Source organism: Nonomuraea thailandensis (assembly GCF_024172165.1).
In the GTDB taxonomy this organism is placed as follows: domain Bacteria; phylum Actinomycetota; class Actinomycetes; order Streptosporangiales; family Streptosporangiaceae; genus Nonomuraea; species Nonomuraea thailandensis.
On the sequence record NZ_JAMZEB010000002.1, the window covers coordinates 2,943,774 to 2,964,619 of the forward strand.

Annotated in this window: 21 protein-coding genes; 11 read left to right on the forward strand and 10 right to left on the reverse strand. The window is 73.5% G+C overall.

Annotation, left to right across the window (positions count from 1 at the left end; genetic code table 11):
* Nucleotides 1-9: 9 nt before the first annotated feature.
* On the reverse strand, nucleotides 10-1,464 hold the full coding sequence (locus HD597_RS17080) for an MFS transporter (protein WP_253743332.1): 1,455 nt from the start codon (nucleotides 1,462-1,464) through the stop codon (nucleotides 10-12).
* Nucleotides 1,465-1,595: 131 nt separating this feature from the next.
* On the opposite strand from HD597_RS17080, the gene HD597_RS17085 reads away from it, so the two are divergent.
* Nucleotides 1,596-2,078 carry a MarR family winged helix-turn-helix transcriptional regulator gene (locus HD597_RS17085; protein ID WP_253743334.1) on the forward strand — a complete coding sequence of 161 codons (483 nt, stop codon included), beginning with the start codon at nucleotides 1,596-1,598 and terminating at the stop codon, nucleotides 2,076-2,078.
* Between the two features lie 606 nt (nucleotides 2,079-2,684).
* On the opposite strand, the gene HD597_RS17090 is transcribed toward HD597_RS17085, so the two are convergent.
* Both HD597_RS17090 and HD597_RS17095 read right to left on the reverse strand, forming a co-directional pair.
* Nucleotides 2,685-3,302 carry a histidine phosphatase family protein gene (locus HD597_RS17090; protein WP_253743336.1) on the reverse strand — a complete coding sequence of 206 codons (618 nt, stop codon included), beginning with the start codon at nucleotides 3,300-3,302 and terminating at the stop codon, nucleotides 2,685-2,687.
* 82 nt (nucleotides 3,303-3,384) lie between these two features.
* Complete coding sequence (locus HD597_RS17095) at nucleotides 3,385-4,671, reverse strand: PEP/pyruvate-binding domain-containing protein (RefSeq protein WP_253743341.1); 1,287 nt, start codon at nucleotides 4,669-4,671, stop codon at nucleotides 3,385-3,387.
* Between the two features lie 56 nt (nucleotides 4,672-4,727).
* On the opposite strand from HD597_RS17095, the gene HD597_RS17100 reads away from it, so the two are divergent.
* The 3 genes from HD597_RS17100 (at nucleotide 4,728) to HD597_RS17110 (ending at nucleotide 6,578) form a co-directional block, all read left to right on the forward strand.
* The gene (locus HD597_RS17100; RefSeq protein ID WP_253743342.1) at nucleotides 4,728-5,123 is read left to right on the forward strand and encodes a DNA-binding protein; all 396 of its coding nucleotides are present in this window, start codon (nucleotides 4,728-4,730) and stop codon (nucleotides 5,121-5,123) included.
* Nucleotides 5,120-5,755, forward strand: a complete 636-nt coding sequence (locus HD597_RS17105; protein WP_253743343.1) for a transcriptional regulator — start codon at nucleotides 5,120-5,122, stop codon at nucleotides 5,753-5,755. Before HD597_RS17100 ends, HD597_RS17105 begins: the two co-directional genes overlap by 4 nt.
* Nucleotides 5,756-5,831: 76 nt before the next feature.
* Nucleotides 5,832-6,578 carry a hypothetical protein gene (locus tag HD597_RS17110; RefSeq protein WP_253743345.1) on the forward strand — a complete coding sequence of 249 codons (747 nt, stop codon included), beginning with the start codon at nucleotides 5,832-5,834 and terminating at the stop codon, nucleotides 6,576-6,578.
* Here the strand turns inward: HD597_RS17110 and HD597_RS17115 are convergent, their stop codons facing one another.
* Nucleotides 6,579-7,532 (reverse strand): aldo/keto reductase, encoded by a 954-nt coding sequence (locus HD597_RS17115; RefSeq protein ID WP_253743347.1) that lies wholly within the window; start codon nucleotides 7,530-7,532, stop codon nucleotides 6,579-6,581. It lies immediately after the preceding gene.
* A complete protein-coding gene (locus HD597_RS17120; protein WP_253743350.1) occupies nucleotides 7,510-8,742 on the reverse strand; it encodes a cytochrome P450 in 1,233 nt (410 codons plus the stop codon). The genes HD597_RS17115 and HD597_RS17120 overlap by 23 nt, the downstream gene beginning before the upstream one ends.
* 208 nt (nucleotides 8,743-8,950) lie before the next feature.
* Between HD597_RS17120 and HD597_RS17125 the strand changes: the two genes are divergently transcribed.
* From HD597_RS17125 to HD597_RS17140, 4 genes are all read left to right on the forward strand, one after another.
* A complete protein-coding gene (locus HD597_RS17125; protein WP_276082943.1) occupies nucleotides 8,951-10,456 on the forward strand; it encodes an FAD-dependent monooxygenase in 1,506 nt (501 codons plus the stop codon).
* 71 nt (nucleotides 10,457-10,527) lie between these two features.
* Nucleotides 10,528-11,406: a phytanoyl-CoA dioxygenase family protein gene (locus tag HD597_RS17130; protein ID WP_253743355.1), complete on the forward strand. Its 879-nt coding sequence runs from the start codon at nucleotides 10,528-10,530 to the stop codon at nucleotides 11,404-11,406.
* Between the two features lie 64 nt (nucleotides 11,407-11,470).
* The gene (locus HD597_RS17135; protein WP_253743357.1) at nucleotides 11,471-12,532 is read left to right on the forward strand and encodes a ketoacyl-ACP synthase III family protein; all 1,062 of its coding nucleotides are present in this window, start codon (nucleotides 11,471-11,473) and stop codon (nucleotides 12,530-12,532) included.
* 53 nt (nucleotides 12,533-12,585) lie between these two features.
* Nucleotides 12,586-13,788: a cytochrome P450 gene (locus HD597_RS17140; protein ID WP_253743359.1), complete on the forward strand. Its 1,203-nt coding sequence runs from the start codon at nucleotides 12,586-12,588 to the stop codon at nucleotides 13,786-13,788.
* Here HD597_RS17140 and HD597_RS17145 read toward each other — a convergent pair.
* From HD597_RS17145 to HD597_RS17155, 3 genes are all read right to left on the reverse strand, one after another.
* On the reverse strand, nucleotides 13,778-14,803 hold the full coding sequence (locus HD597_RS17145; protein WP_253743361.1) for an NAD-dependent epimerase/dehydratase family protein: 1,026 nt from the start codon (nucleotides 14,801-14,803) through the stop codon (nucleotides 13,778-13,780). The two genes, HD597_RS17140 and HD597_RS17145, sit on opposite strands and share 11 nt — an antisense overlap.
* 137 nt (nucleotides 14,804-14,940) lie before the next feature.
* Nucleotides 14,941-16,125 (reverse strand): cytochrome P450, encoded by a 1,185-nt coding sequence (locus HD597_RS17150; protein ID WP_253743362.1) that lies wholly within the window; start codon nucleotides 16,123-16,125, stop codon nucleotides 14,941-14,943.
* Nucleotides 16,126-16,214: 89 nt separating this feature from the next.
* Nucleotides 16,215-16,625, reverse strand: a complete 411-nt coding sequence (locus HD597_RS17155) for a DUF7144 family membrane protein (protein WP_253743363.1) — start codon at nucleotides 16,623-16,625, stop codon at nucleotides 16,215-16,217.
* Nucleotides 16,626-16,933: 308 nt separating this feature from the next.
* Between HD597_RS17155 and HD597_RS17160 the strand changes: the two genes are divergently transcribed.
* Nucleotides 16,934-18,208, forward strand: a complete 1,275-nt coding sequence (locus tag HD597_RS17160) for a serine hydrolase domain-containing protein (protein WP_253743364.1) — start codon at nucleotides 16,934-16,936, stop codon at nucleotides 18,206-18,208.
* A gap of 115 nt (nucleotides 18,209-18,323) precedes the next feature.
* Here HD597_RS17160 and HD597_RS17165 read toward each other — a convergent pair whose 3' ends face one another.
* Entirely contained in the window at nucleotides 18,324-18,980 is a 657-nt protein-coding gene (locus tag HD597_RS17165) for a GNAT family N-acetyltransferase (RefSeq protein WP_253743365.1), read from the reverse strand.
* 84 nt (nucleotides 18,981-19,064) lie between these two features.
* Here HD597_RS17165 and HD597_RS17170 point away from each other — a divergent pair, with 84 nt between their 5' ends.
* Both HD597_RS17170 and HD597_RS17175 read left to right on the forward strand, forming a co-directional pair.
* Nucleotides 19,065-19,322 carry a hypothetical protein gene (locus HD597_RS17170; RefSeq protein ID WP_253743366.1) on the forward strand — a complete coding sequence of 86 codons (258 nt, stop codon included), beginning with the start codon at nucleotides 19,065-19,067 and terminating at the stop codon, nucleotides 19,320-19,322.
* 119 nt (nucleotides 19,323-19,441) lie between these two features.
* Nucleotides 19,442-19,906 carry a VOC family protein gene (locus HD597_RS17175; protein ID WP_253743367.1) on the forward strand — a complete coding sequence of 155 codons (465 nt, stop codon included), beginning with the start codon at nucleotides 19,442-19,444 and terminating at the stop codon, nucleotides 19,904-19,906.
* 156 nt (nucleotides 19,907-20,062) lie between these two features.
* Here HD597_RS17175 and HD597_RS17180 read toward each other — a convergent pair whose 3' ends face one another.
* Nucleotides 20,063-20,716 (reverse strand): Dps family protein, encoded by a 654-nt coding sequence (locus HD597_RS17180; protein ID WP_253743368.1) that lies wholly within the window; start codon nucleotides 20,714-20,716, stop codon nucleotides 20,063-20,065.
* Between the last annotated feature and the right edge of the window lie 130 nt (nucleotides 20,717-20,846).

Sequence of the window (20,846 nt, forward strand, 5' to 3'; positions counted from 1 at the left end):
GGTCGGGAGTCACGCGTTCTTGGGCAGGAGGAACATGAGGGCGGCCGCGGCGGCGTAGCAGGCGACCTGCCACGGCAGGATCGCGGTGAGGGCGTCGCCGTAGGCGAGGAGGGCGGAGGCGCCGTCGCGCAGGGAGCCCTCCAGCCGGGAGAAGAACACGGCGCCGAGGACGGCGACGCCCAGCGCGTTGCCGATCTGCGTGACGGTGGTCAGGACGCCGCCCGCCGCTCCCGCGTCCCGCGCGGGCACGCCGGCGAGCACGACGTTGATCAGGGACGGGGCGGTCAGGCCCAGCCCCAGGCCTCCCACGAGCAGGGGCCAGGCCAGCCCCCAGGAGGAGGGCTCGCCGCCGCCGACGACGAGCAGCAGCGCGGCCTGCGACGCGGCCAGGAGCAGCGCGCCGCCGACGAGGACGGCGCGGCCGGCACGGTGGGCGAACCGGACGCCGACCCCGGAGGTGATGATCGAGCCCACGGCGTACGGCAGGATCACCAGCCCGGTCTCCAGGGCGCTGCGTCCGGCGCCGAGCTGCAGGTAGAGGGAGAGCAGCAGGAAGAAGGAGCCGAGCGCCCCGAAGAACAGCACGGAGACCGACAGCCCGCCGGCGAAGGCGCGCACGCGCAGCAGCGCGGGATCGAGGATCGGCTGCGCGCCCCGGCCGGCCAGGCGCCGCTGCCTCAGGAGGAACAGGGCCGTCGCCGGGACCGACAGCGCGAGGACGGCGAAGCCCCACCAGGGCCAGCCCTGCTCCCGTCCCTGGATCAGGGGCAGGAGCAGCAGCGTCGCGGCCACGGCGGCCAGCGCCGCTCCTGCCAGGTCCAGCCGCGTACGGCCCGGCGAGCGGGATTCGGGCATGAACCGCGCCCCCACGACCAGCGCGGCGATGGCGATCGGCACGTTGACCCAGAAGATCGCCCGCCACCCCAGGCCGAACAGGTCGGCTTCGACCAGCAGCCCGCCGAGCAACGGCCCGGCCACCGAGGCCAGGCCGAGTACGGCGCCGTAGGCGCCCAGCGCCCGCGCCCGTGCGCCGGGCTCGAACGAGGCGCGGATGATGCCGAACACCTGCGGGATCATCAGCCCGCCGGCCAGGCCCTGCACGACGCGCATGCCGACCAGCGTTTCCGGGCTCGGCGCCAGCCCGCAACCGGCCGAGGCCAGCATGAACGCGGCCAGGCCCAGCAGGAACACGCGGCGGCGCCCGTACAGGTCGCCCAGACGGCCACCGGTGATCAGGCCCGCTCCGACGGACAGGGTGTAGCCGGCCACCGTCCACTGCAGGGCGGCCTGGCCGGCGCCGAGGTCCCGGGCGATGGCGGGGGCCGCCACGCTGACGATCGTGGCGTCGAGGAGCTCCATGAAGGACGCGGTGAGGATCGCGGCCAGGACGACGGCCGCCGTGCGGCCGGTCAGGAGGGCCTCGGGGGCCGCTCTGCCGCCGTGGCGGCGGGTGGGGGCGCTCATACTGGGTCGTTCTCCCGGGTCGGAGGCGGTGGGATAATATTGCTGCGTAACACAGTGGCTGCGCGGCGCAGCAAAATATATCATGAACTTCACTGCGCGACGCAGCGAATTGACGCGGGAAAGGTGCCACGATGACGGAGCCGGGTGCGGGCAGGGAAGCGCTGCTCGCCGAGGTCACCACGGACGTGGTGCCCAGCTGGGCGATCCTGGTGGTCCAGCTCAACAACCTGGTCGCCGAGAGCCTCGGCGTCACCGACACGGACGTGCAATGCCTGCACGTGCTGGGCCGTCACGGCCCGACGACACCGGGCGTCCTGGCCAGGCACGTGAACCTCACCACCGGCTCGGCCTCACGGATGATCGACCGGCTCGTCGCCGCGGGCTGCGTCCGGCGGGTGGCCGACCCGCACGACCGCAGGCGCGTGCTCATCGAACCCACCCAGGACGGGCTCGACCGGGTGAGCGCCGCCTACGCGGGGCTGATCGCCAGGACGCGGGACGATCTCGGCGAGTTCGACGACGCGGAGGTGCGTACCATCATCCGCTTCATGAGGACGGCCGAACGCAGCACCGCCGCCGAGATCCACCGGCTCCGGGACGTCGCGCGCCCCTGACGGGCTTCGGGCGAACGCGGCCCGGCGGTGAAGGTGGCGCCCTCGGGGACGCTGAGCAGGCCGCCTCCGACGCGGTAGCGGATGGTCTCGCGGATGTCCTCGGCCGTGGCCGGCAGCCGGCCGGGGCCAGGCGGTAGCGGGTCACGCCGTGCTCGGTCTCGGTGCTCAGCAGGCCCGCGGCCACCAGGAGGGGCAGGAGGTCCGGGCGGGTGGCCGGTGCGGGCACGCCGAGCCGGCCGGCGAAGCCCGACAGGTCGTCGACGGGGGAGTCCCCGCCGCCCGAGCCGCTGGACCACGCCTGGTAGGCGGCGGCGATCCGGCCCTCGGCAGCCTCGCCCGTGGCCGACGCGAGCCGGACGGCGTACAACACCTCCTGGCCCGGCAGCCCGGGGCACGTCCGCCAGCCGGTGCCGGCCGGCCGCACGGCGGGGCGGCTGCGGGCCGGCCGGCGAGGTGGCTCAAGAGCGGCTGGCCGGAACGCTGATGATCTTCATGTCATCACCGTGACCGCGGCTCCCAGGCCTCGCGCCGCCCTGTCGGTGAGGGTTCGCCTGTCGGGCCGGGCGCGGTCGGCGGGCTCGGTCCGTGTCCGCCGGGGGAGTCATGTCACAGCCGTACGCCGCCGGCCGGGAACCCGGTCCAGCGCAGGTCGGCCGGGAGGTGGCTCATGTCGTTGAACATCACGATCGCGGGCGGCAGGCCGGTGCGGTACTCGATGACCGTCAGCGCGGTGTTGCCGCTGTTCAGCCCGAGCCACCGGGACGGCGGCGCGTCCAGCGCGTGCCGCACCAGCCAGGCGATCTGGTAGGCGTGCGTCACCAGGACCTCGTGCGTGTCGGGCCGGGCGCCGTCCGCGGCCGGGCCGGGCGCCTGGGCGAACCGGGTGACCAGGGCCTCGGCGCGCCGCCGGCCCGACTCCGCCTCGGCGTCGTCGTAGCCGTCGAAGAAGCCCGCCCAGGACGGGGGAGTCTCGGCCGGGGCGGGGACGTAGGGCACGTGGTCGACGAGCTCGGCGGCCTCGGCCACGGGCGCGTCCGGCAGATGGCGGGCGAGCTCGCGCGCGCTCGCCGCGGCGCGTGACAGCGGAGAGTGCCACACGGCGTCGATCGGTACGCTCGCGAGCCGTTCGCCGAGCAGGGCCGCCTGGCGGCGCCCGATGTCGGTGAGCTCCCCGAACGCGTCGGCCGCGCCGTGGCGGGCCAGGTAGAGGCGTCGCGTCGTCATCAGTGGTCGGGGTGCGGCGCCCGGGCGGGCACGCTCACCCCTTCTCCTTTCAGCTTCGATGGGGTGGTCCGGCGGCGGCCGGTCACTCGCCGGTCGTCGTGACGGTGCCGGTGGCGCCGTCGACGGTGATGAGGGTGCCGTCGTGGAGGGTGCGGGTGGCGTCCGGGATGCCGAGGACGGCGGGGATGGCCTGCTCGCGGGCGACGATCGCGGCGTGGGACAGCACGCCGCCGGTCTCGGTGACGACACCGGCGGCGATGCGCAGCAGCGGTGTCCAGGCGGGGTCGGTGAAAGGGCAGACGAGGATGTCGCCCTGCCGCACCCGCGTGAAGTCGCCGGGCCCGCGGACGATCCTGGCGGGCCCGGTCGCGGTCCCGCGGCTGCCCGGGGTGCCGGTGAGGCTGCCAGCCGGGAGCTCCGCAGCGCCGGCGGGGACAACCGCGGTGGCGGGCGGGTCCGGCGGCGAGGGGCGCGGTGGGAGTGCCGCGGTGATCGGCCGTGCCTGCAGGATCCAGAGGCGGCCGTCGGCGATCGACCACTCGATGTCCTGCGGCCCGCCGAGCACCCCGGCGATCTCCGCGCCCAGCGCCGCGAGCCGCGCGGCGGTCGCGTCGTCGATCGCCGCCCGCTTCCGGTCGCCGGCGGGCACGTCGCGCACCGCGAGCCGCGTGCCATGCCGGTCGAGACGGGTGCGTTTGTCCGCGATGGTACGGGTGACCGTCCCGTCCCCGGCGACGCGGAAGGAGTCGGGCGTGACCGTGCCGCCGACGACGCTGGGCCCCAGGCCCCAGGACGCCTCGATCTCGGTCGCGCCGCCCGGGCCCGCGGGCGTGAACATGACCCCGGACACCTCGGCGTCGAGCTGGCGTTGCACGATGACGGCCATCACGGGCTCGGCGGACGCCCCCTCGCCGTCCCGGTAGGCGACGGCGCGCGGGGACAACAACGAGGCCCAGCAGTCACGTACGGCCCCGGCGACCTCTCCGGCCCCCCGCACGGCGAGAAAGCTCTCGTGCTGACCGGCGGCCGACGCCTGACCGGTGTCCTCGCCCGCCGCCGACGACCGCACCGCCACCGGCGGATCCCCCAGCCCGCGAAGCGCGCGTCCCAGGGCGTCGATCAGGGCGGCGTCCAGGGGGCGGGCGGCGATCGCCTGCCGCGCCGCGGCCGGGTCGCCCGGCCGGGGCCGGGCGCCCCGGCCGTCAGGGGCGCGACGGCTTCCCGGCCGCCCGAGCCCCGGATCCGGGAAGGCGGCGAACGGGACGACGAAGCCGTCAGGGACCGGCAGGCCCGCGCGCAGCAGCGTGCCCAGCGCGCCGGCCTTCCCCCCGCAGGTCTGCGCGACGGCCTCCGTGAGAGGTATGATCATTGAGCCCCTTCAACACTTTGTTGACAAAATTTCGTTGATTATGCAGGGTGAGTCGCATGGCACGCAAGCAGAACGTCGCCCACAGCGCACAGTCCGACCACGTCCAGGCCCAGCGGGAGCAGGACGCGCGTGAGCGGCTGCTGAGCCTGGGCGCCGACGCGCTCGACGCCCGCCCGTGGCGGCCCCCGCCCGCCCCGCCCTCGGCGGTCGACCTCGTGCAGTTCGCCGTCTGGCGCAACGCCGGCCTGACCCCGGAGGCCGTCCTGAGCGCGCTCACCCTCCTGCCCGCCGCCCGCGCCGAGGTCGAAGGGCTCGAGTCGGCCCTGCTGTTCATGGCCAGGAGCGCCGGGCTGACCTGGGCGCAGATGGCGCACGCGATGGGGTTCAACTCGCCGCAGGCGTGCCAGCAGCACTACACCCGCCTGACCGCACGACAGGACACCGCATCATGACGCCGGACTCCGCGCCCGCCCTCCTGGCCCTGCACGCCGTACGCATCAGCGGGATGGCGGACACCGCGGTGATCGCCCGCCGGTACGGCCTCGACCCGGCCGAGACGAAGGAGCTGCTGCTCGACGCCGAGGCGTACGGCTGGGTCGAGCACGCCTCCTTCGCCGGCACCGGAGGCTGGTCGCTGACCGGGCGGGGCCGGGCCGAGAACGAGCGCCTGCTCGCGGCCGAGCTCGCGCGGGCCGGCGGCGCCGGCGAGGTCCGTGACGTCTACCGCGCGTTCCTGCCGCTGAACGCCCTCCTGCTGCAAGCCTGCACCGACTGGCAACTGCGGCCCACGGCAGGAGACCGGCTCGCCGTCAACGACCACTCCGACGCCGCCTGGGACGCCAGGGTCCTGCGCGAGCTGGGCGAGGTCGGCGACGGGCTCCGGCCGCTCGCGGGCCGGCTCGCGAGCGTCCTGACCCGGTTCCGCGGCTACGACACCCGGTTCGCCGCTGCCCTCGCGCGTGCCCGGGCAGGGGAGAGCGGCTGGGTGGACCACACCGACGTCGACTCCTGCCACCGGGTCTGGTTCGAGCTCCACGAGGACCTCATCGCCACACTCGGCCTCGACCGGAACCAGGAGCCCTGACCCTCATCCGCCGCCGCCTCCCGCGCGAACCGTTCGGTGACCTCTGAGCCATCGGATCCCGTGAACGGAGTGGAACATGCGCGAGAAGCAGACAAGGGTCCTGCCGCGGCTGCGGCGGCTGTCGGCGCTGCTGGCCGCCGTGATGGCGCTGGGCGCGGCGGCGGCGCCCGCCTCGGTGTCGGCAGCCGCGCCGGACCCGGCCCGCCCGCCCGCTCCGGCGCCGCGCGCCTTCGACGCGGTCACCACCGTGAACGAGAAGAAGGGCTGGAAGCACATGGCGTTGATCGGCGATCAGTACGCCATCTTCAACGACCGAGGGCTCATCGAGGGGCCGGCGCCGATCAAGAAGAAGTGGCCGTTCCTGCCCAAGCAGTTCACCCGTGACATCGACGCGGCCGCGATCGCCTTCAGCGGCCCCAAGTTCCGCTGGCGGCACACCTGGACCAAGGGCACCCAGGCGATCGTCTTCGAGGACGGCGGCACCGTCAGCGGCCCGTTCAGGATCCCCCTGCCGTACGACGGCCTGAGCGACGTCAACGAGGGCGACCGCATCCAGCACCTGGGGGTGCGAGGCGGGTCCGCCACGGTCCCGTTCACCAAGACGTTCGAGATCCCCGCCCTGCCGCTCTACGGCGAAGCCCTCCTGCCCGAACGTTTCCGCAGCGACCTCGACGACTTCTCGGTGGAGTTCGAGAAGAACGCTCCGAAGTTCAGCTACTACAAGGGCAACGAGCGCATCATCTTCGACGACCGCCGGGTCATCGAGCTGGTGAACCTCGACGTCAAGTGGCCGTTCCTGAACGCGTGGCGGTCCAGCGAGTGATCAGCCCAGGGGCGCCAGCGCGGTGATCTCGGCCAGCTCCCCGGCGGTCGGCTCCCAGTCGCCGGCGGCCGCGTTGGCCCTGATCTGCTCCGGGCCGGTCGCGCCGGCGATCACCGAACCGCAGCCGGGCAGCGCGGCCAGGGCGCCGATGGCCACCTCCAGGACGGACCGGCCGTGCTCGCCGCCCCAGGCCGCCAGCGCCTCCACCCGCTCCAGCCTCTCCGGCGTGAGGAGGTGGGGGAGCCTCGCCAGCCGGGTTCCGGGCGGCGGCTCCTGCCCGCGCCGCACCTTCCCCGTCAGCAGCCCGTGAGCCAGCGGGAAGAAGGGCAGGACCCCGACCCCGTAGTGCACGGCCGCCGGCACCACCTCGCGCTCGGCGCCGCGCTCCAGCAACGACCAGTGGGTCTGCGTCGACACGAACGGCGAGTGGCCGCCCGCTCGGGCCACGTGCGCGGCCTCCGCGATCCGCCAGCCGGGGACGTTCGAGCTGCCGAGGTAGCGCACCTTGCCCTCGCGCACCAGCTCGGTCAGGGCGGACAGGGTCTCCTCGATCGGGGTGACGCCGTCCGGCACGTGGTACTGGTACAGGTCGAGGTAGTCGGTGCGCAGGCGGCGCAGCGAGCCCTCCACCGCCCGCCGGATGGAGGACCGGCCGCCGGGCGCCCCGCGCGCCTCGCCCCGCCCGTCGTCGGGGCGGCGGCCGGGGGCGCCGAACTTGGTGGCCAGCACCACCTTGTCCCGGCGCCCCGCCAGCGCCGCACCGAGCAGCTCCTCGCCGGCGCCGGCGGGCTCGCCGTACGACTCGGCGGTGTCGAAGAGCGTGACCCCCGCCTCGATCGCCGCGTCCACCAGCGCCCTGGTCCGGGCCGCGTCGAGACTCGCGCCGATGCTGTTGCAGCCCAGCCCGACCACCGACGTGCGGAGGCCGGAGTCACCCAGAGTCCTGTAGCGCATGATCTCGCACCTCTCTCGGCCGGTCCGCCGGGACGACGCCCCAGGTGACCGGCAGCCGTTCCACTCCGTACACCGCCATGCGGTCGCGGGTCGGCACCTCGGCCGGCGGCACCGCCAGGCGCAGATCGGGGAAGCGCTCGAAGAGCGCGGTGAGCGCCACCCGCAGCTCGGCGCGCGCCAGATGCTGCCCGAGACACTGGTGGACGCCATGCCCGAACGCCAGGTGCCCGGCCGCGGAGCGGGTCAGGTCCAGGGTGTCCGGGTCGGGGAAGAGCCCGGGGTCCCGGTTGGCCACGGGCAGAGCCAGCACCACGGTCTCGCCGGCCGCGATGACCTGGCCGCCGATCTCGACCTCGACCAGCGCGGTGCGCCGCACGTCGAACTGGAGGATCGACAGGTAGCGCAGCAACTCCTCGACCGCCCGCCCCGGATCCGCCGCCAGGAGGGCCCGCTGGGCCGGGTCGGTCAGCAGCACGAACGCCCCGAGCGCGAGCATGCTCCCCGTGGGCAGGTGACCCGTGGCCAGGAGCACCATGCCGAGGTTGGTGAGCTCCTCCTCGCTCAGGCCGCCGGTCGCCGCGGCCTGAGCCAGCAGCCCGCTGCCCAAGGCGCCGCCGGACAGGGCGCCGCGCACCGTCCCGGTGATCGACCCCACGGCGTCGGCCACCTGCTCCGGGCGCGCGTCCAGGTCGTTCATCACCGAGGTGGCCGCCGCGATCCGCTGCCGGTCCCGTGCCCGCACGCCCAGCAGCTCGCAGATCACCAGCGCCGGGATCGGCATGGCGAACGCGGAGACCAGGTCGGCGGGCGCTCCGCCGTCCGCCAGGTCGCGCAGGACCCGCGCGGTGTGCCGCTGGATCGCGGGCATCAGCTCGGCGACGCGCCGCGGCCCGAAGTGGTGGCTGAGCAGGCGGCGGAACCGGGTGTGCTCAGGCGGGTCCAGGTGCGGGAAGATGCCCGGCTCCGCCGGGGTCGGGCGCTCGGCCGCGCGCTCGTGGCCGACCGGCTGGTGCAGCAGCTCGCGCCGGGTGCTGAACCGCGGATCCGCCAGGATGGCCCGGGTGACGGAGTGTCCGGTGGCCACCCAGCCGAGATGCCCGTCGGGGTAGGCCAGCCTGCTGAGCGGGGCTCGCCGCCGCAGTCCGATGGGTGGGTCGAAGGGGGTGGGCCGATCGGTTTCCAAGGGCTGGGCCTGCTGGCCGTCGCGCATAGGCGACCTCCGTTGATCAACACCGAAGGGGATTATGCATGACAAATCAGGTAAATGCCACCACTAGTAATTTTTTATCCACCCGATTTAGCATCGGCACTACCTGAACAGACACATCTGCCAACACATGAGTCGCATGTCCCACGCCTGACCCGGGCCGGCGCTCAGCGATTCCTCCAGCAGGCTCACGCCCCCAGCAGAGGTGCGAATGGCACAGGTCGCGGTAGTCGGTGGTGGCCCGATAGGGCTCATGCTCGCGTGCGAGGTGGCACTGCACGACGTGCCGGTGGTGGTGCTCGAACGACTGCCGGAGATGGAGACGCACCCCAAGGCGGAGGGCATCACCGGCCGGGCCATCGACATCCTGGACCGGCGCGGCCTCCTGATCGGCGTCGACGGCACCCCCGCGCCGCCGACGGCCGGGCACCGGGCCCGCATCGCCCAGGGCGAGCGGCGGGCGGACAGCCTGCACCCCAAGGCCTTTCCCGGCGCGCGGCACTTCGCCACCATGTTCGTGCTCCGCCCCGAATCTCCCGACCTGCTGGTGCCGCAGCAACTGCTGGAGCAGGACCTGGCCCGGCGGGCCGCCGAACTCGGCGTCGAGGTACGGCGCGGCCACACGGTCACCGGCTTCACCCAGGACGGCGACGGCGTCCGGATCGACGTCGACGGCCCCGAAGGGCCGTACCGGATGCGGGCCGGCTGGCTGGCGGGATGCGACGGCGGCCGCAGCACGATCAGGAAACTGGCCGGCATCCCCTTCCCGGGAACGGACGGCATCACGACCGGATACCGCGCCTTCGCCGAGGTCGACGACCCCGATTTCCACCTGCCCGGCTGGTTCCGCAAGGACAACGGCCTCCTGGTGTACGAGGAGGGGCCGCCCCGGTTCATCACCCTGGAGTTCATCGGCCCACCGGCGAACCGGGACGCCCCGATCACGCGGGAGGAGTTCCAGGAGGCGCTGCGCCGGCTCAGCGGCACCGACGTCACGGTCACCAAGGTTCACAAGATCAACCGGTTCACCGACAACGAGCGGCAGGCCGCCACCTACCGGCAGGGCCGGGTCCTGCTCGTCGGCGACGCCGCCCACGTGCAGTCGCAGTGGAGCGGCCCGGGCCTGCGGCTCGGGCTGGGCGACGCCCTCAACGCCGGCTGGAAGCTCGCCGCGGTCGCGCGAGGCCGGTGCCCCGAGGAACTGCTCGACACCTACACCTCCGAACGGCATCCGGTCGGCGCGCAGACCCTGGAGGTCCAGCGTGCCTCCATCGCGCTGATGCGCCCCGGCCCGCACGTCGACGCGCTGCGCCGCCTGCTCACCCGCCTGCTGCTCCACGACGACACGAACCGGCGGCTGACCGCCCTGGTCGACGACCTGCACATCAGCTACGACATGGGCGACCCGTCGCTGACCGGCCCGCTCGTCGGGCGCTACTGCCCCGACCTGCGGCTGAAAGGCGCCCACGGCACCGTACGGCTGGCCGAGCTGCAGCGCACCGGCCGGCCGCTGCTGCTCGACCTCGGCGCCGATCCCGCGCTGCGCGCGCTCGCCGGACCCTGGTCCGACCGGGTGGACGTGGTCACCGCCGCCTGCGCCGACGCCCCGGCGGACGCCCTGCTGATCCGCCCGGACGGCTTCGTCGCCTGGAGCACCCCCGCCGGCGAGGAGTCGCTGACCGGTGCACTCACGCGGTGGTTCGGCCCTCCCGCCTGAGCCGCCTGTACCGCATGTGCCGCCTGTGCCGCCTGACCACCTCACCAGACACAGCCCTCGCGGAGGCCGGGATGACCGATGCCAAGCCGACCCTGACCACCCTGCCCGCCTCGGCCGCGATCGAGGACGCGATCGACGCGGTCGAAGCGGCCGGAGCAGTGATCATCGAGGACTTCCTCGACCCCGGCACGCTCGACGGCCTGTGGGAGGACCTGGGCCCGGCCCTGGCCGCCCAGGCGGACGGCGACGGGCGGCTGGTCGGCGAGAAGACCCGGATCCTGCCGGGCCTGGTCCGCCGCAGCGCGCACTCGGTGGCCGTCATGCGGCAGCCGCACCTCCTCGGGCTCGCGCGGCACTTCCTGCAGCGGCCGGTGCGCGCCTGGCTCGGCGAGCAGCGCATCGAGTTCGTCCCGACGATCCAGCTCGGCATCTCGCGGGCCATCCAGATCCAGCCGGGCGTGGCACCCCAGGGCCTGCACCGCGACGACACCGCTCACCTGCGCACCCACCCGGGCCCGGAGAGCCGGGTCCAGGTCATGGTCGCCGCCAGCGAGTTCACCGCGCGCAACGGCGCCACCCGGGTGATCCCCGGCAGCCACCTCTGGGACGACGAGCGCGGGCCACGCGAGGACGAGGCGGTGCCCGCCACGATGCGGGCCGGCTCCGCGCTGCTGTGGCTCGGCAGCACCTACCACGGGGCCGGCGCCAACACCTCGGACGCGCCCCGCACCGGCCTGTCGTACGCCTACGACCTCGGCAACCTGCGCCAGGAGGAGAACCAGTACCTGTCCATCCCCCTGGACGTGGTCCGCGGCTACCCCGAGGACATCCAGCGGCTCCTCGGCTACGAGGCCTGCCCCCCGATGTGCGGCCTGTACGAGCTGGCCGACCCGATGCTGCTGCTCCGCGACGGACCGGGCGACCCGGTCGCGGCACCGCACGCCCCGTGACACCGCTGTTCCCGCCGGGCGCGCGGCGCCGGCACCACCCCTTCGAGCGAGCCGGGAGGCGAAGATGGAGACGGCGGACATGTACATCAGCGGGGTCGGGTCGTACCTGCCCGACACCGTGGCGGTGGAGCACGCGGTGGCGGAGGGCTGGTACCCGGCCGAGGAGGCCGAGCTGCACGGGATCGCCTCCGTCGCGGTGGCCGGTGACCTCCCGGCGCCGGAGATGGCGTTGCGGGCGGCCCGCGCCGCGCTGGCGCGCAGCGGCCGCCCGCCCGCCGACCTGGACCTCCTCCTCTACACCTCCACCTGGCACCAGGGCCCCGAGGGCTGGCCGCCGCAGGCCTACGTGCAGCGCCACCTGGTCGGCGACGGCGTCCTGTCGACCCAGCTCAAGCAGGGCTGCAACGGCATGTTCGCGGCCCTGGAGCTGGCCGCGAGCTACCTGCGGGCCGACTCCGGACGGCAGGCGGCGCTGCTGGTCGCCGCCGACAACTACGGCACCCCGCTGGCGGACCGCTGGCGGATGCTGCCGGGCGCCGTCGCCGGCGACGCGGCCGGCGCCGTCGTGCTCGACACCGCGCCGGGATTCGCCCGGCTGGCCTCGGTCAGCACCATGTCGGTGTCGCAGGCCGAGGAGATGCACCGGTGTGCCGAGCCGCTGTTCCCGCCGGGCGTCACCGAGGGCAGGACGGTGGACTTCGCCGCGCACAACGACACGTTCCGGCGCCGCGCGGTCACCGGCGGCGAAGGGACGATGGTGCTGGTGACGCTGGACGAGCGCATGGTCGAGGTGATCGACCGCGCCCTGTCGGAGGCCGGCATCAAGGCGGCGGACGTGACCCGCGTGACCTGCATGAACACCTCCGGGGAGATCGCCGAGCAGATCTGCGAGCACCGGCTGGGCATCCCGGCGTCCCGCTCGACGTGGGACTTCGGCCGGACCATCGGCCACTGCGGGGCCAGCGACCAGGTGCTCGCCCTGGAACACCTGGTGCGCGGCGGCGGCCTGGGCCCCGGCGACCATCTCCTGATGTTCGCCTACGGCCCCGGCGTGACCATCTCCGCCGCCGTCGTGGAGATCCTCCAGACACCCGCGTGGTCACAGAGGCGGGAAGGGGGCGCCTGATGGACCGGCCGTCCGAAGCAGCCGTCGGTGACGGGGACCGGCGGGGAGGCGCGATGAGCACACCCGAGCACGACCCGGTCCCGGCCTTCCCGATGAAGCGGACCTGCCCGTTCGCGCCGCCGGACGAGTACCGGCGGATGCGCGCCACCGCGCCGGTCGTCCGGGCGGCCCTGCCCACCGGCGCGCCGGTCTGGGCGGTCACCCGCCACGCCGAGGCCCGGCAGCTCCTCAGCGACCCGCGGATCAGCTCGAACACCGGACGCCCGGAACGGCCCCGCGGCCCCGACGACGACCGTCCCGACGACGGCTTCTTCGTCGACCTGGATCCGCCGGAGCACACCCGGTTCCGGCGGCTGCTGATCCCGGAGCTCGGCGCCCGCCCCATGGAGGCCATGCGGCCGGCACTCCAGCGCATCGCCGACAGGGCCGTCGACGAGCTGCTGGCCGCCGGACCGCCCGCCGACCTCGTCGCCCTGTACGCGCGCCGCGTCCCGTCGCGGGTCCTGTGCGAGTTGTTCGGCGTCCCGGCCGCCGACCACGCCTTCTTCGAGTCGCGGCTGCGCATGTTGTCGGTGACGAGCATGGACCCGAGCGTGGCGGCCCAGGCGTCCGGCGACGTCCGCGGCTACCTGCGCGAGCTCATCGGCGACGCCCCGCGCGACCCGCACCGGGGCATGATCCGGCGGCTGGCCGCCCGGCACCTGCCCACCGGCGAGCTGACCACGGACGAGCTGATCAACATCGGCTTCCTCCTGCTGCTCGCGGGCTACGACTCGCCGGCGAACACGATCTCCATGGGCGTGCTCACGCTGCTGCGGCACCCGGCGCAGCTCGCCGCGCTGCGCGCCGACCCCGGCCTGCTGCCGGGCACGATCGAGGAGCTGCTGCGCTTCCACTCCGTGCAGGACTGGGTCAGCTTCGACCGGATCGCGACCGATGACCTGGAGATCGGCTCCGCCCGGATCCGCGCCGGCGACCGCCTGACGGTGCTGGCCGCCTCCGCCAACCGCGACGCGCGGGCCTTCGACAACCCCGACGACTTCGACATCCACCGGCCCGCCAACCACCACCTGGCCTTCGGCCACGGCGTGCACCAGTGCGTCGGCCGCAACCTCGCCCGCGCCGAGCTGCGCATCGCCGTCGGTACGCTGCTGACCCGGATGCCGGCGCTGCGCCTCGCGGTCACCTTCGAGGAGCTGCCCTTCGCCTACGACGCCCCGTTCTTCGGGCTGCACGCCCTGCCCGTCACCTGGTGACGCCCGCCTGCGCGCCGGTGACGAAGGCGTCCTCGGCCGCGTAGGGGAACCAGACGTCGCGGCCGTGGCGGGCGACCAGATCGGGGAAGACGTCCTGCCATCCGCCGCCGCCCGCCTCCGCCTCCGCCACGGCGGCGGCGGCCCATTCGATGTCCTGGCGCAGCGCGTCGTCGTAGGAGACGGCCGGGCGGTAGCCGAGCTCGGCCCTGGCCCTGTCCATGCCGAACACGATCGGCTCCGGGACGTTCCACGGATGGAAGCCCAGGCCGTCCGGGCGTGACGGGCCCGCGAACGTGACGATCTCCGCCTCGTGGCCCATGACGGCGAAGATCCTGGCGCCGATCTCGGCGACGGTCAGCGGGTCGTCGGCGATGTTGAGCACCCGGGCCGCCGGCCGCCGCGCGCACAGCCGGATCAGCTCGGCGACGTTCGCGACCGCCGAGGTGGGGAAGCGGCTGCGCCCGTCCTGGGCGAGCACCACGTGCGGACGCTTGTCCAGCGCCCGCTTGATGAACGACCAGTGATCCAGCGACTTGCCGTGCGGGCCGTGCAGCACGCCCGTCCGCAGGATGCTGACCGGCAGGCCGGGCGTCGCCAGCAGGCGGCGCTCCAGCGCCGCCTTCCCCGCCGGATAGTCGTGGGCGTCACGCTCGACCGTCGGCCACGACTCCGGGATCGGCACCGGCAGGCCGGGAGCCTGGTAGACCGCTCCCGTCGAGATGACCACCAGCGAGCCGACACGCCCGGCCAGCCGGGCGAGCTGCTCGCCGTGGAGCGGGGTGAACGCGACGGTGTCCACCACCACGTCGTGGCCGTCGAGGGCGTTGAGCAGCGCGTCGGTGTCGGCCCGGTCGACCTGGACCGACACCACGCCGCCGGATTCCGCGGCGCCCGCACGGGGGCGCCGCTGCCCGAGGGTCACCGCGTATCCGGCCTCGGCGAGCCGGGCGGCGGTGGCCCGGCCGATCTGGCCCGTGCCGCCGATGATGAAGGCCCTTCGATCGTGAACCGTCACCAGCCGATCTTAACCTCGGCACGGCCGAGGCCCCAGGGGGCCGGGATCATCTCCTGGCCCGTGCGCCTCGGCGCCGGTCCAGGCGGGCAGAGGCGGAGGGCTGCCCTTACCACTTGGGGCCCGTGGCCGCCGGGAGGTCACTCCTTGCGGACGACGAGCTGCGCCGGCCGTACGGTCAGGACGCCCTCGGTCCACGGCACGTCCCCGGCCGGCCCGGCCAGCCTGAGGCCCGGCTGCCGCGTCACCAGCACGCCCAGGATCTCCTGCAGCTCCATCCGCGCCAGGTTCGCGCCCAGGCAGAAGTGCGCGCCGCGCCCGAAGGTCAGGTGCGCGGCCTGCCGCTCCGGCCGCAGCACGTCCGGGTCGGGGAAGGCGGACGGGTCGACGTTGGCCGAGGAGACGGAGGGGATCACGGCCTCGCCCTCGCGTACGGTGCCGGAGGGCAGCTCGACGTCCTGCCTGGCCACCCGCAGGAACGGGCTGTCGCCGACCAGCTCCAGCCTGAGCAGCTCCTCCACCGTGCCCGGGATCAGCCCGGGCTCGCCGGTCAGCCGTTCGTAGCCCTCACGCGGGTCGAGCAGCCGCAACATCGACCTGGACAGCGCCGTCCCGGTCGTCTCGTGCCCGGCGAGGAACAGGACCAGCGTGTTGGTCACCAGCTCCTCCTCGCTCAGCCGGTCCTCGCCGTCGCGGGCGTGGATCATCGCGGCCAGCAGGCCGTCGCCCGGCTCGTCCCGGTGGGCGGAGATCACCTCGGCGATGTAGGCGGCGAACTCCATGGCGGCGCCCATCTGCTCCTCCGGCGACAGGCTGGAGGTGGAGAGCATGGCGTCCGACCAGGCCCGGACCCGCTCGGTGTCGATGCCCGGCACGCCCATGACGTCGCAGATGACCTGGACGGGCAGCGGGAACGCGAAGTCGTGCACGAAGTCGAACTCGGCGGGCAGCGCGTCGAGCAGGTCGGCGGTGAGCGCCCGCAGCCTGGGCCGCCATCCGTTCACCCGGCGCGGCGTGAACACCCCGGACAGCAGCCTGCGCAGCCTGGTGTGCTCGGGCGGGTCCATGCTGGAGAGCATCCCCGGCGTGTTGAACAGGGAGAACCCGCTGAACATGCGGGGCGAGCCGGGGCGGCTGAGGTCGCTGCCGAAGCGCGGGTCGCTCAGCACGGCGAGCGTGTCCTGGTACGTCGTGGTGAGGTAGGCGGTGCAGCCGCTGGGCAGCCGCACCTTCCCCAGCGGGTCCTTGTCCCGGCGCACGGCGTACGCGTCGGCCAGAGCCCCTCGTGGGCCCGGCCCGAACGGGTATTGCTCGAAATCGGCCATGGCTCGGACGGTAACCACTGAACGGGACGCCGACCAGACCCGTTACGCCGGTGAGCGCCGCCTCCGGATCGGCGGCGCCGGCCGGCGTGTCAGTCGAGCTCGGCTTCGCGGCCGTGGACGATGAGCGCGTACAGCACGAGCACGTCGATCGCGATGACGGCCAGTGACCACCACGGGTTCACCGCGATCCAGGTGAGCTGTGTGAGCGCGTTCAGCATCACCAGGACGACGCCGACCACCCGGGCCCAGGCCTGGCCGACGGTGATGGCGATGCCCGTGGCCAGGAGGAGCAGGCCGAAGGCGAAATGCAGCCAGCCCCAGGTGGTGAGGTCGAAGAGCAGGATCCGGTTGGGCGTCTGCACGTAGATCCGGTTGGCGAAGACGGCGGTCAGGCCGGTGATGACGTTGAACAGCCCGGCGAGGACCATCATCATGCCGCCGAACCAGATCCAGCCCACCCAGCCGGTCATCGGCCGTGTGTGGTGGGTGTGAAAGGTCATCGGAACGCTCCCTCCTGAGTGGTCGTTCGTCCGCTGCGGAGGACGGCTCGGCGGCGCCGTGGCCGAGTGCGTCTCCGCCCTGCCGGACGTTGCCGCGCCCGGCCCGGCCTCGCTCGGGCCGCCTTCCAGGTGCTTCCCCCACTCATCCAGCAAATCACGACATAAAGGGATAAATAGGTATAAATCGGGTCTAAGTTGGCAAAGGATCTTCGCCGCCGTGGTGCTCGTGGCCGGATGGGCCGGTTGCCGCAACCCCAAAATGGCCGAAACCAGCCCATTCTGGCCGGTGATCCACTAGACATCTGACCATGACGATCAACCAGCCGTACCCGTCCGTGTCGAACGGCCTGAGCAGGCGGCGTTTCCTGGCGGCGGGCGCCGCCACCGTGCCGGCCCTCGCGCTGGGAACCTCCCTCCCGGCGTTCGCCGCGACGGTCCAGACCGCGGGCGTGGCGCCGGCCGCGCTCGCCGGCTTCGACAAGGTGATGAAGACCTACATCGTGGAGCGCGCCATCTCCTGCGCGCAGCTCGCCATCACCAAGAACGGCAAGCTCGTGCTGGCCAGGGCCTACCGCTACAGCGACGACCCCGCCGTGCCGACGTTGAACCCCACCTCGCTGTTCCGCATCGCCAGCCTGAGCAAGCACATCACCGCCGTGGCGATCATGAGACTGGCGCAGGACGGCAAGCTGAGCCTCGGCACGTCCGTCGCCACCCTGCTCGGGCTGCCGACGACGGCCGACCCCCGGCTGGCGAACGTGACGGTGTGGCGGCTGCTGCAGCACACCGGCGGGTGGGATCGCGACATCTCGGGCGACTACCTCTACCTGGACCACACCATCTCCCGCTCGCTCGGCCTGACGCTGCCGATCACGCGTGACCACATCGTCCAGTACGCCGGTGGCCGCCCCCTCGACTTCGCTCCCGGCAGCAGGTACGCCTACAGCAACTACGGCTACATGCTGCTCGGCATGATCGTCGAGAAGGCGTCGGGCATGGCGTACGAGTCGTACGTGAAGCAGAAGATCCTGGCGCCCGCCGGCGTCACCCGCATGCGGCTCGGCCGCACCCTCAAGGCGCAGGCCGCCCCCGGCGAGATCGTCTACGAGTCGGCGCAGACGAGCAGGACCGTCACGGACGCGTCCGGCGCCACGGTGCCCGCCCCGTACGGCGCCTTCAGCATGGAGAACCGCGGGCCCGGCGGCGGGTGGCTGGCCTCGGCGGTGGACCTCGTGCGCTTCGCCCGCATCCTGGACGCCCCCGGCACGGTGCTGAACGCGACCTCCATCGGCAGGATGGTCGCCAAGCCGGAGATCGGCGTCACCGAGAGCGGCTCCTGGTACGGCGCCGGCCTGTGGGTCCGTCAGGTCACGGGGCATCTCAACACCTGGCACAGCGGCGGGCTGCCGGGCACCTACACCTACACCGCCCGGCTCCAGAACGGCTTCACCTACGCCGCCCTGTTCAACCGCAACGAGGAGAGCGGCTCGCCGGACTTCGACGTGCTCAGCCCGCGCATGAACGCCGAGATCGGCAAGGTGACGACCTGGCCGACGACGGACCTGTTCCCGCGCTACGCCTGACCCGGCACCGGGCCGGGCCGGCGGCCGGCGAGACGAGCACCGCCTCCGGCGCGGCAGGCCACCGCCGCCCGCGCGGGTCCCGCGCGGCGCGTCACACGGGGTCCCGCGCGGCGCGTCATCGCGGCACGCGGGCGTCGCGGGCGGTCGTGCCGGCCGGGACGAGGAGGGCCTCCGCCGCGATGGGGACGTAGCCGGCGGCGAGGAACGCCCGTACGCTCGCCGCGTTGCCCGGGGCGATCTGGGCCCACAGCGGCCGTGCGACGAGATGCCGGGCGGCGCGGGCCAGGGCCCGGCCCAGCCCGCGTCCCCGTCCGGCGGGCTCCACCTCGATCCCGACCTCCCACCGCCCGGCGACGCCCCGTCCCACGACCAGCAGCCCTCCCGGGCAGGTCCAGACGCGCACCTCGGCGCGACGGCGGTGGGCACGCCGGACGCGCGGATGCGCCGCGTCCGTGACCTCGGCCAGGTCGATCGGCGGATCACCGGCGCAGGGGCCGCCCAGGGCGAGCATGTCGATGGTGTCGACCCGGCGCCCCGTGCGCTCCTCCAGGTCCCTGAGGAAGGGCGGGTTGAGCGGCGCCGACAGGTCGCCCTCGGGGATCCGGGACCGGATCCAGCTCTCGCCGACGTCGGCGTAGATCACGTTGTGGCCGGTGAAGGCGATCACCCCCGCGTCGTGAGGGGAGGGCTGCGGGACGATCGTGGGCCCGGCGCCCGGCTCGGGCGTCCGCCCGCTCTCCGCGCCGGCGATGATGTCATGCAGTGTGATCATCCCGAGATCGTAGGCGACCACCGCCGCCCCCGAGCCGCCCCGGAAGGCATTGCCGGTGCACAAATTGTTAGTTAACTTTCCTGTATGAAGTCGCACCCCCTCGGCGCGCTCGCGCTGGCCGCGGCCGCCCTCCTCGCCGCCCCCGCTCTGGCCGCCCCCGCCCTGGCGGCCTCCACCTCCGCCGCCTACGTCAAGCACGCCAGCTACGGCTGGCCCGACCAGTGCCAGTGGTTCGGCCAGCAGGGCCAGGCGAACCACACCTGGAGCTCGTACTACTGCGAGACCGCCATCCCGTCCAACTGGACCGCACCGGGCCTCTACCACCTGTGGGTGCAGTACTGACCCCGGGCCGGCACGGAGGCTCAGCTCGCCTCGGAAAGATCCTGCCGCGGGGATGAAGTGACGGGACCGCCCGGTTGCTACGGGAGCAGAGAGCAACCCCGTGAAGGAGAGAGCCCGCCATGACCACCCACCCCACCTCCCCGGACGGCCCGGTCCGCCAGCTCAGGCTGGTCGTCGAGGCGGAGGACTACGAGGCCGCGCTGGCCTTCTACCGCGACGTGCTCGGCCTGCCGGAGCAGGCCGCGTTCTCCGGCGGGGACGGCGCGCGCGTGACGATCCTCGACGCGGGCCGCGCCACGCTGGAGATCGCCAACCCGGCGCAGAAGGTCATGATCGACGAGGTCGAGGTGGGGCGGCAGGTGGCGCCCAGGATCCGCGTCGCGTTCGAGGTGGACGACGCCAGGGACGCCACGCGGCGGCTGGTCTCGGCGGGCGCGACGGAGGTGGCGCCGCCCACGGTCACGCCGTGGGAGTCGCTGAACTCCCGGCTCGACGCGCCCGCGGGGCTGCACATCACGCTCTTCCAGGAGCTGCGTACGCAGGAGGAACGCGAGTCGCTCGACGGGTTCGGCGTGGAGAGCTGACGCCCGTCACGGAGGTCCCCGTTGTTGATGACGACCAGGTAGGGACCCGCGGGGCCGAGCCCGGCGGCTTCCGCCCGCCGAACCCGGTCAGCGATGTCCGCGCCCCCGCCGGTGCGGCGGTCGCCGTCCGGCCGGAGGCCGCCGCGGGTGCCGAGGCTACTTGGAGGAACGGCTGGTGCGGCGCGGCGCGCGGGTCTGCCCGTCGTGCGGCGTCTCCACGAGCGGCGTGTCCACCAGGTGCTCGACCAGGAACCAGGTCTGCAGCTCCCCGGTCCTGATCACGTCGGAGACCAGCAGGTCGTTGGTGCCGTCGTCGCCCAGCTCGTCGGCGCGGGAGGCGGCGTCGTGCGAGGCGATCAGGATCGTCTCGTGCGCCTCGATCAGCCGCGACAACATCGCCGGCACCTCCTCGGCGCCGTTCGGCGGGCGCGGCACCACGGTGATCTCCGCCACGTGCCGCGGGTCGCCCACCGCGATGCCGCCCAGCGTCTGCACGCGCTCGGCGATCAGGTCGACCAGCTTGAGCTGCTCTTCGGCGTGCTTGTCCAGCAGCAGGTGGAGCTGGTAGAAGGTGGGGCCGCGCATCAGCCAGTGGTGCTTCTTGTAGAGCGCGTAGAGGATCTGCGTGTCGGCCAGGATCTGGTTCAGCCGCTCGCAGGCGTACTCGCGGGCCTCGTCCGACAGGCCCAGCGGCCACGTCCTGACGGTGCCGAACTCCTGGATCTCGGTGCCGTCCACGTGCAGCCACGGCTGGCTGCTCGACTGCTTCTTCGTCGTCGCTCTGGTGCTGCTTCTGGTCTTGGCGGGCACGATCATCTCCGGTCCGGTGAAGTTTGAGCCGATCCGACCTCGAACCTTCCCGTACGTTCCCCGAACGATCCTCAGCCCGGACCACGGCATGGCAAAGGTTCGCGCAGGTCCGATACTCGATTGCCCGGCA

Excerpts from the sequence above, each read along its gene's own strand:
- HD597_RS17135 (WP_253743357.1), top strand. The coding sequence starts at position 11,471 with ATGGAGACGGCGGACATGTACATCAGCGGGGTCGGGTCGTACCTGCCC.
- HD597_RS17140 (WP_253743359.1), top strand. The coding sequence starts at position 12,586 with ATGAGCACACCCGAGCACGACCCGGTCCCGGCCTTCCCGATGAAGCGG.
- HD597_RS17105 (WP_253743343.1), top strand. The coding sequence starts at position 5,120 with ATGACGCCGGACTCCGCGCCCGCCCTCCTGGCCCTGCACGCCGTACGC.
- HD597_RS17085 (WP_253743334.1), top strand. The coding sequence starts at position 1,596 with ATGACGGAGCCGGGTGCGGGCAGGGAAGCGCTGCTCGCCGAGGTCACC.
- HD597_RS17115 (WP_253743347.1), bottom strand. The coding sequence starts at position 7,532 with ATGCGCTACAGGACTCTGGGTGACTCCGGCCTCCGCACGTCGGTGGTC.
- HD597_RS17090 (WP_253743336.1), bottom strand. The coding sequence starts at position 3,302 with ATGACGACGCGACGCCTCTACCTGGCCCGCCACGGCGCGGCCGACGCG.
- HD597_RS17125 (WP_276082943.1), top strand. The coding sequence starts at position 8,951 with ATGGCACAGGTCGCGGTAGTCGGTGGTGGCCCGATAGGGCTCATGCTC.
- HD597_RS17080 (WP_253743332.1), bottom strand. The coding sequence starts at position 1,464 with ATGAGCGCCCCCACCCGCCGCCACGGCGGCAGAGCGGCCCCCGAGGCC.
- HD597_RS17160 (WP_253743364.1), top strand. The coding sequence starts at position 16,934 with ATGACGATCAACCAGCCGTACCCGTCCGTGTCGAACGGCCTGAGCAGG.
- HD597_RS17170 (WP_253743366.1), top strand. The coding sequence starts at position 19,065 with ATGAAGTCGCACCCCCTCGGCGCGCTCGCGCTGGCCGCGGCCGCCCTC.
- HD597_RS17100 (WP_253743342.1), top strand. The coding sequence starts at position 4,728 with ATGGCACGCAAGCAGAACGTCGCCCACAGCGCACAGTCCGACCACGTC.
- HD597_RS17155 (WP_253743363.1), bottom strand. The coding sequence starts at position 16,625 with ATGACCTTTCACACCCACCACACACGGCCGATGACCGGCTGGGTGGGC.
- HD597_RS17110 (WP_253743345.1), top strand. The coding sequence starts at position 5,832 with ATGCGCGAGAAGCAGACAAGGGTCCTGCCGCGGCTGCGGCGGCTGTCG.
- HD597_RS17095 (WP_253743341.1), bottom strand. The coding sequence starts at position 4,671 with ATGATCATACCTCTCACGGAGGCCGTCGCGCAGACCTGCGGGGGGAAG.
- HD597_RS17165 (WP_253743365.1), bottom strand. The coding sequence starts at position 18,980 with ATGATCACACTGCATGACATCATCGCCGGCGCGGAGAGCGGGCGGACG.
- HD597_RS17120 (WP_253743350.1), bottom strand. The coding sequence starts at position 8,742 with ATGCGCGACGGCCAGCAGGCCCAGCCCTTGGAAACCGATCGGCCCACC.
- HD597_RS17130 (WP_253743355.1), top strand. The coding sequence starts at position 10,528 with ATGACCGATGCCAAGCCGACCCTGACCACCCTGCCCGCCTCGGCCGCG.
- HD597_RS17150 (WP_253743362.1), bottom strand. The coding sequence starts at position 16,125 with ATGGCCGATTTCGAGCAATACCCGTTCGGGCCGGGCCCACGAGGGGCT.
- HD597_RS17175 (WP_253743367.1), top strand. The coding sequence starts at position 19,442 with ATGACCACCCACCCCACCTCCCCGGACGGCCCGGTCCGCCAGCTCAGG.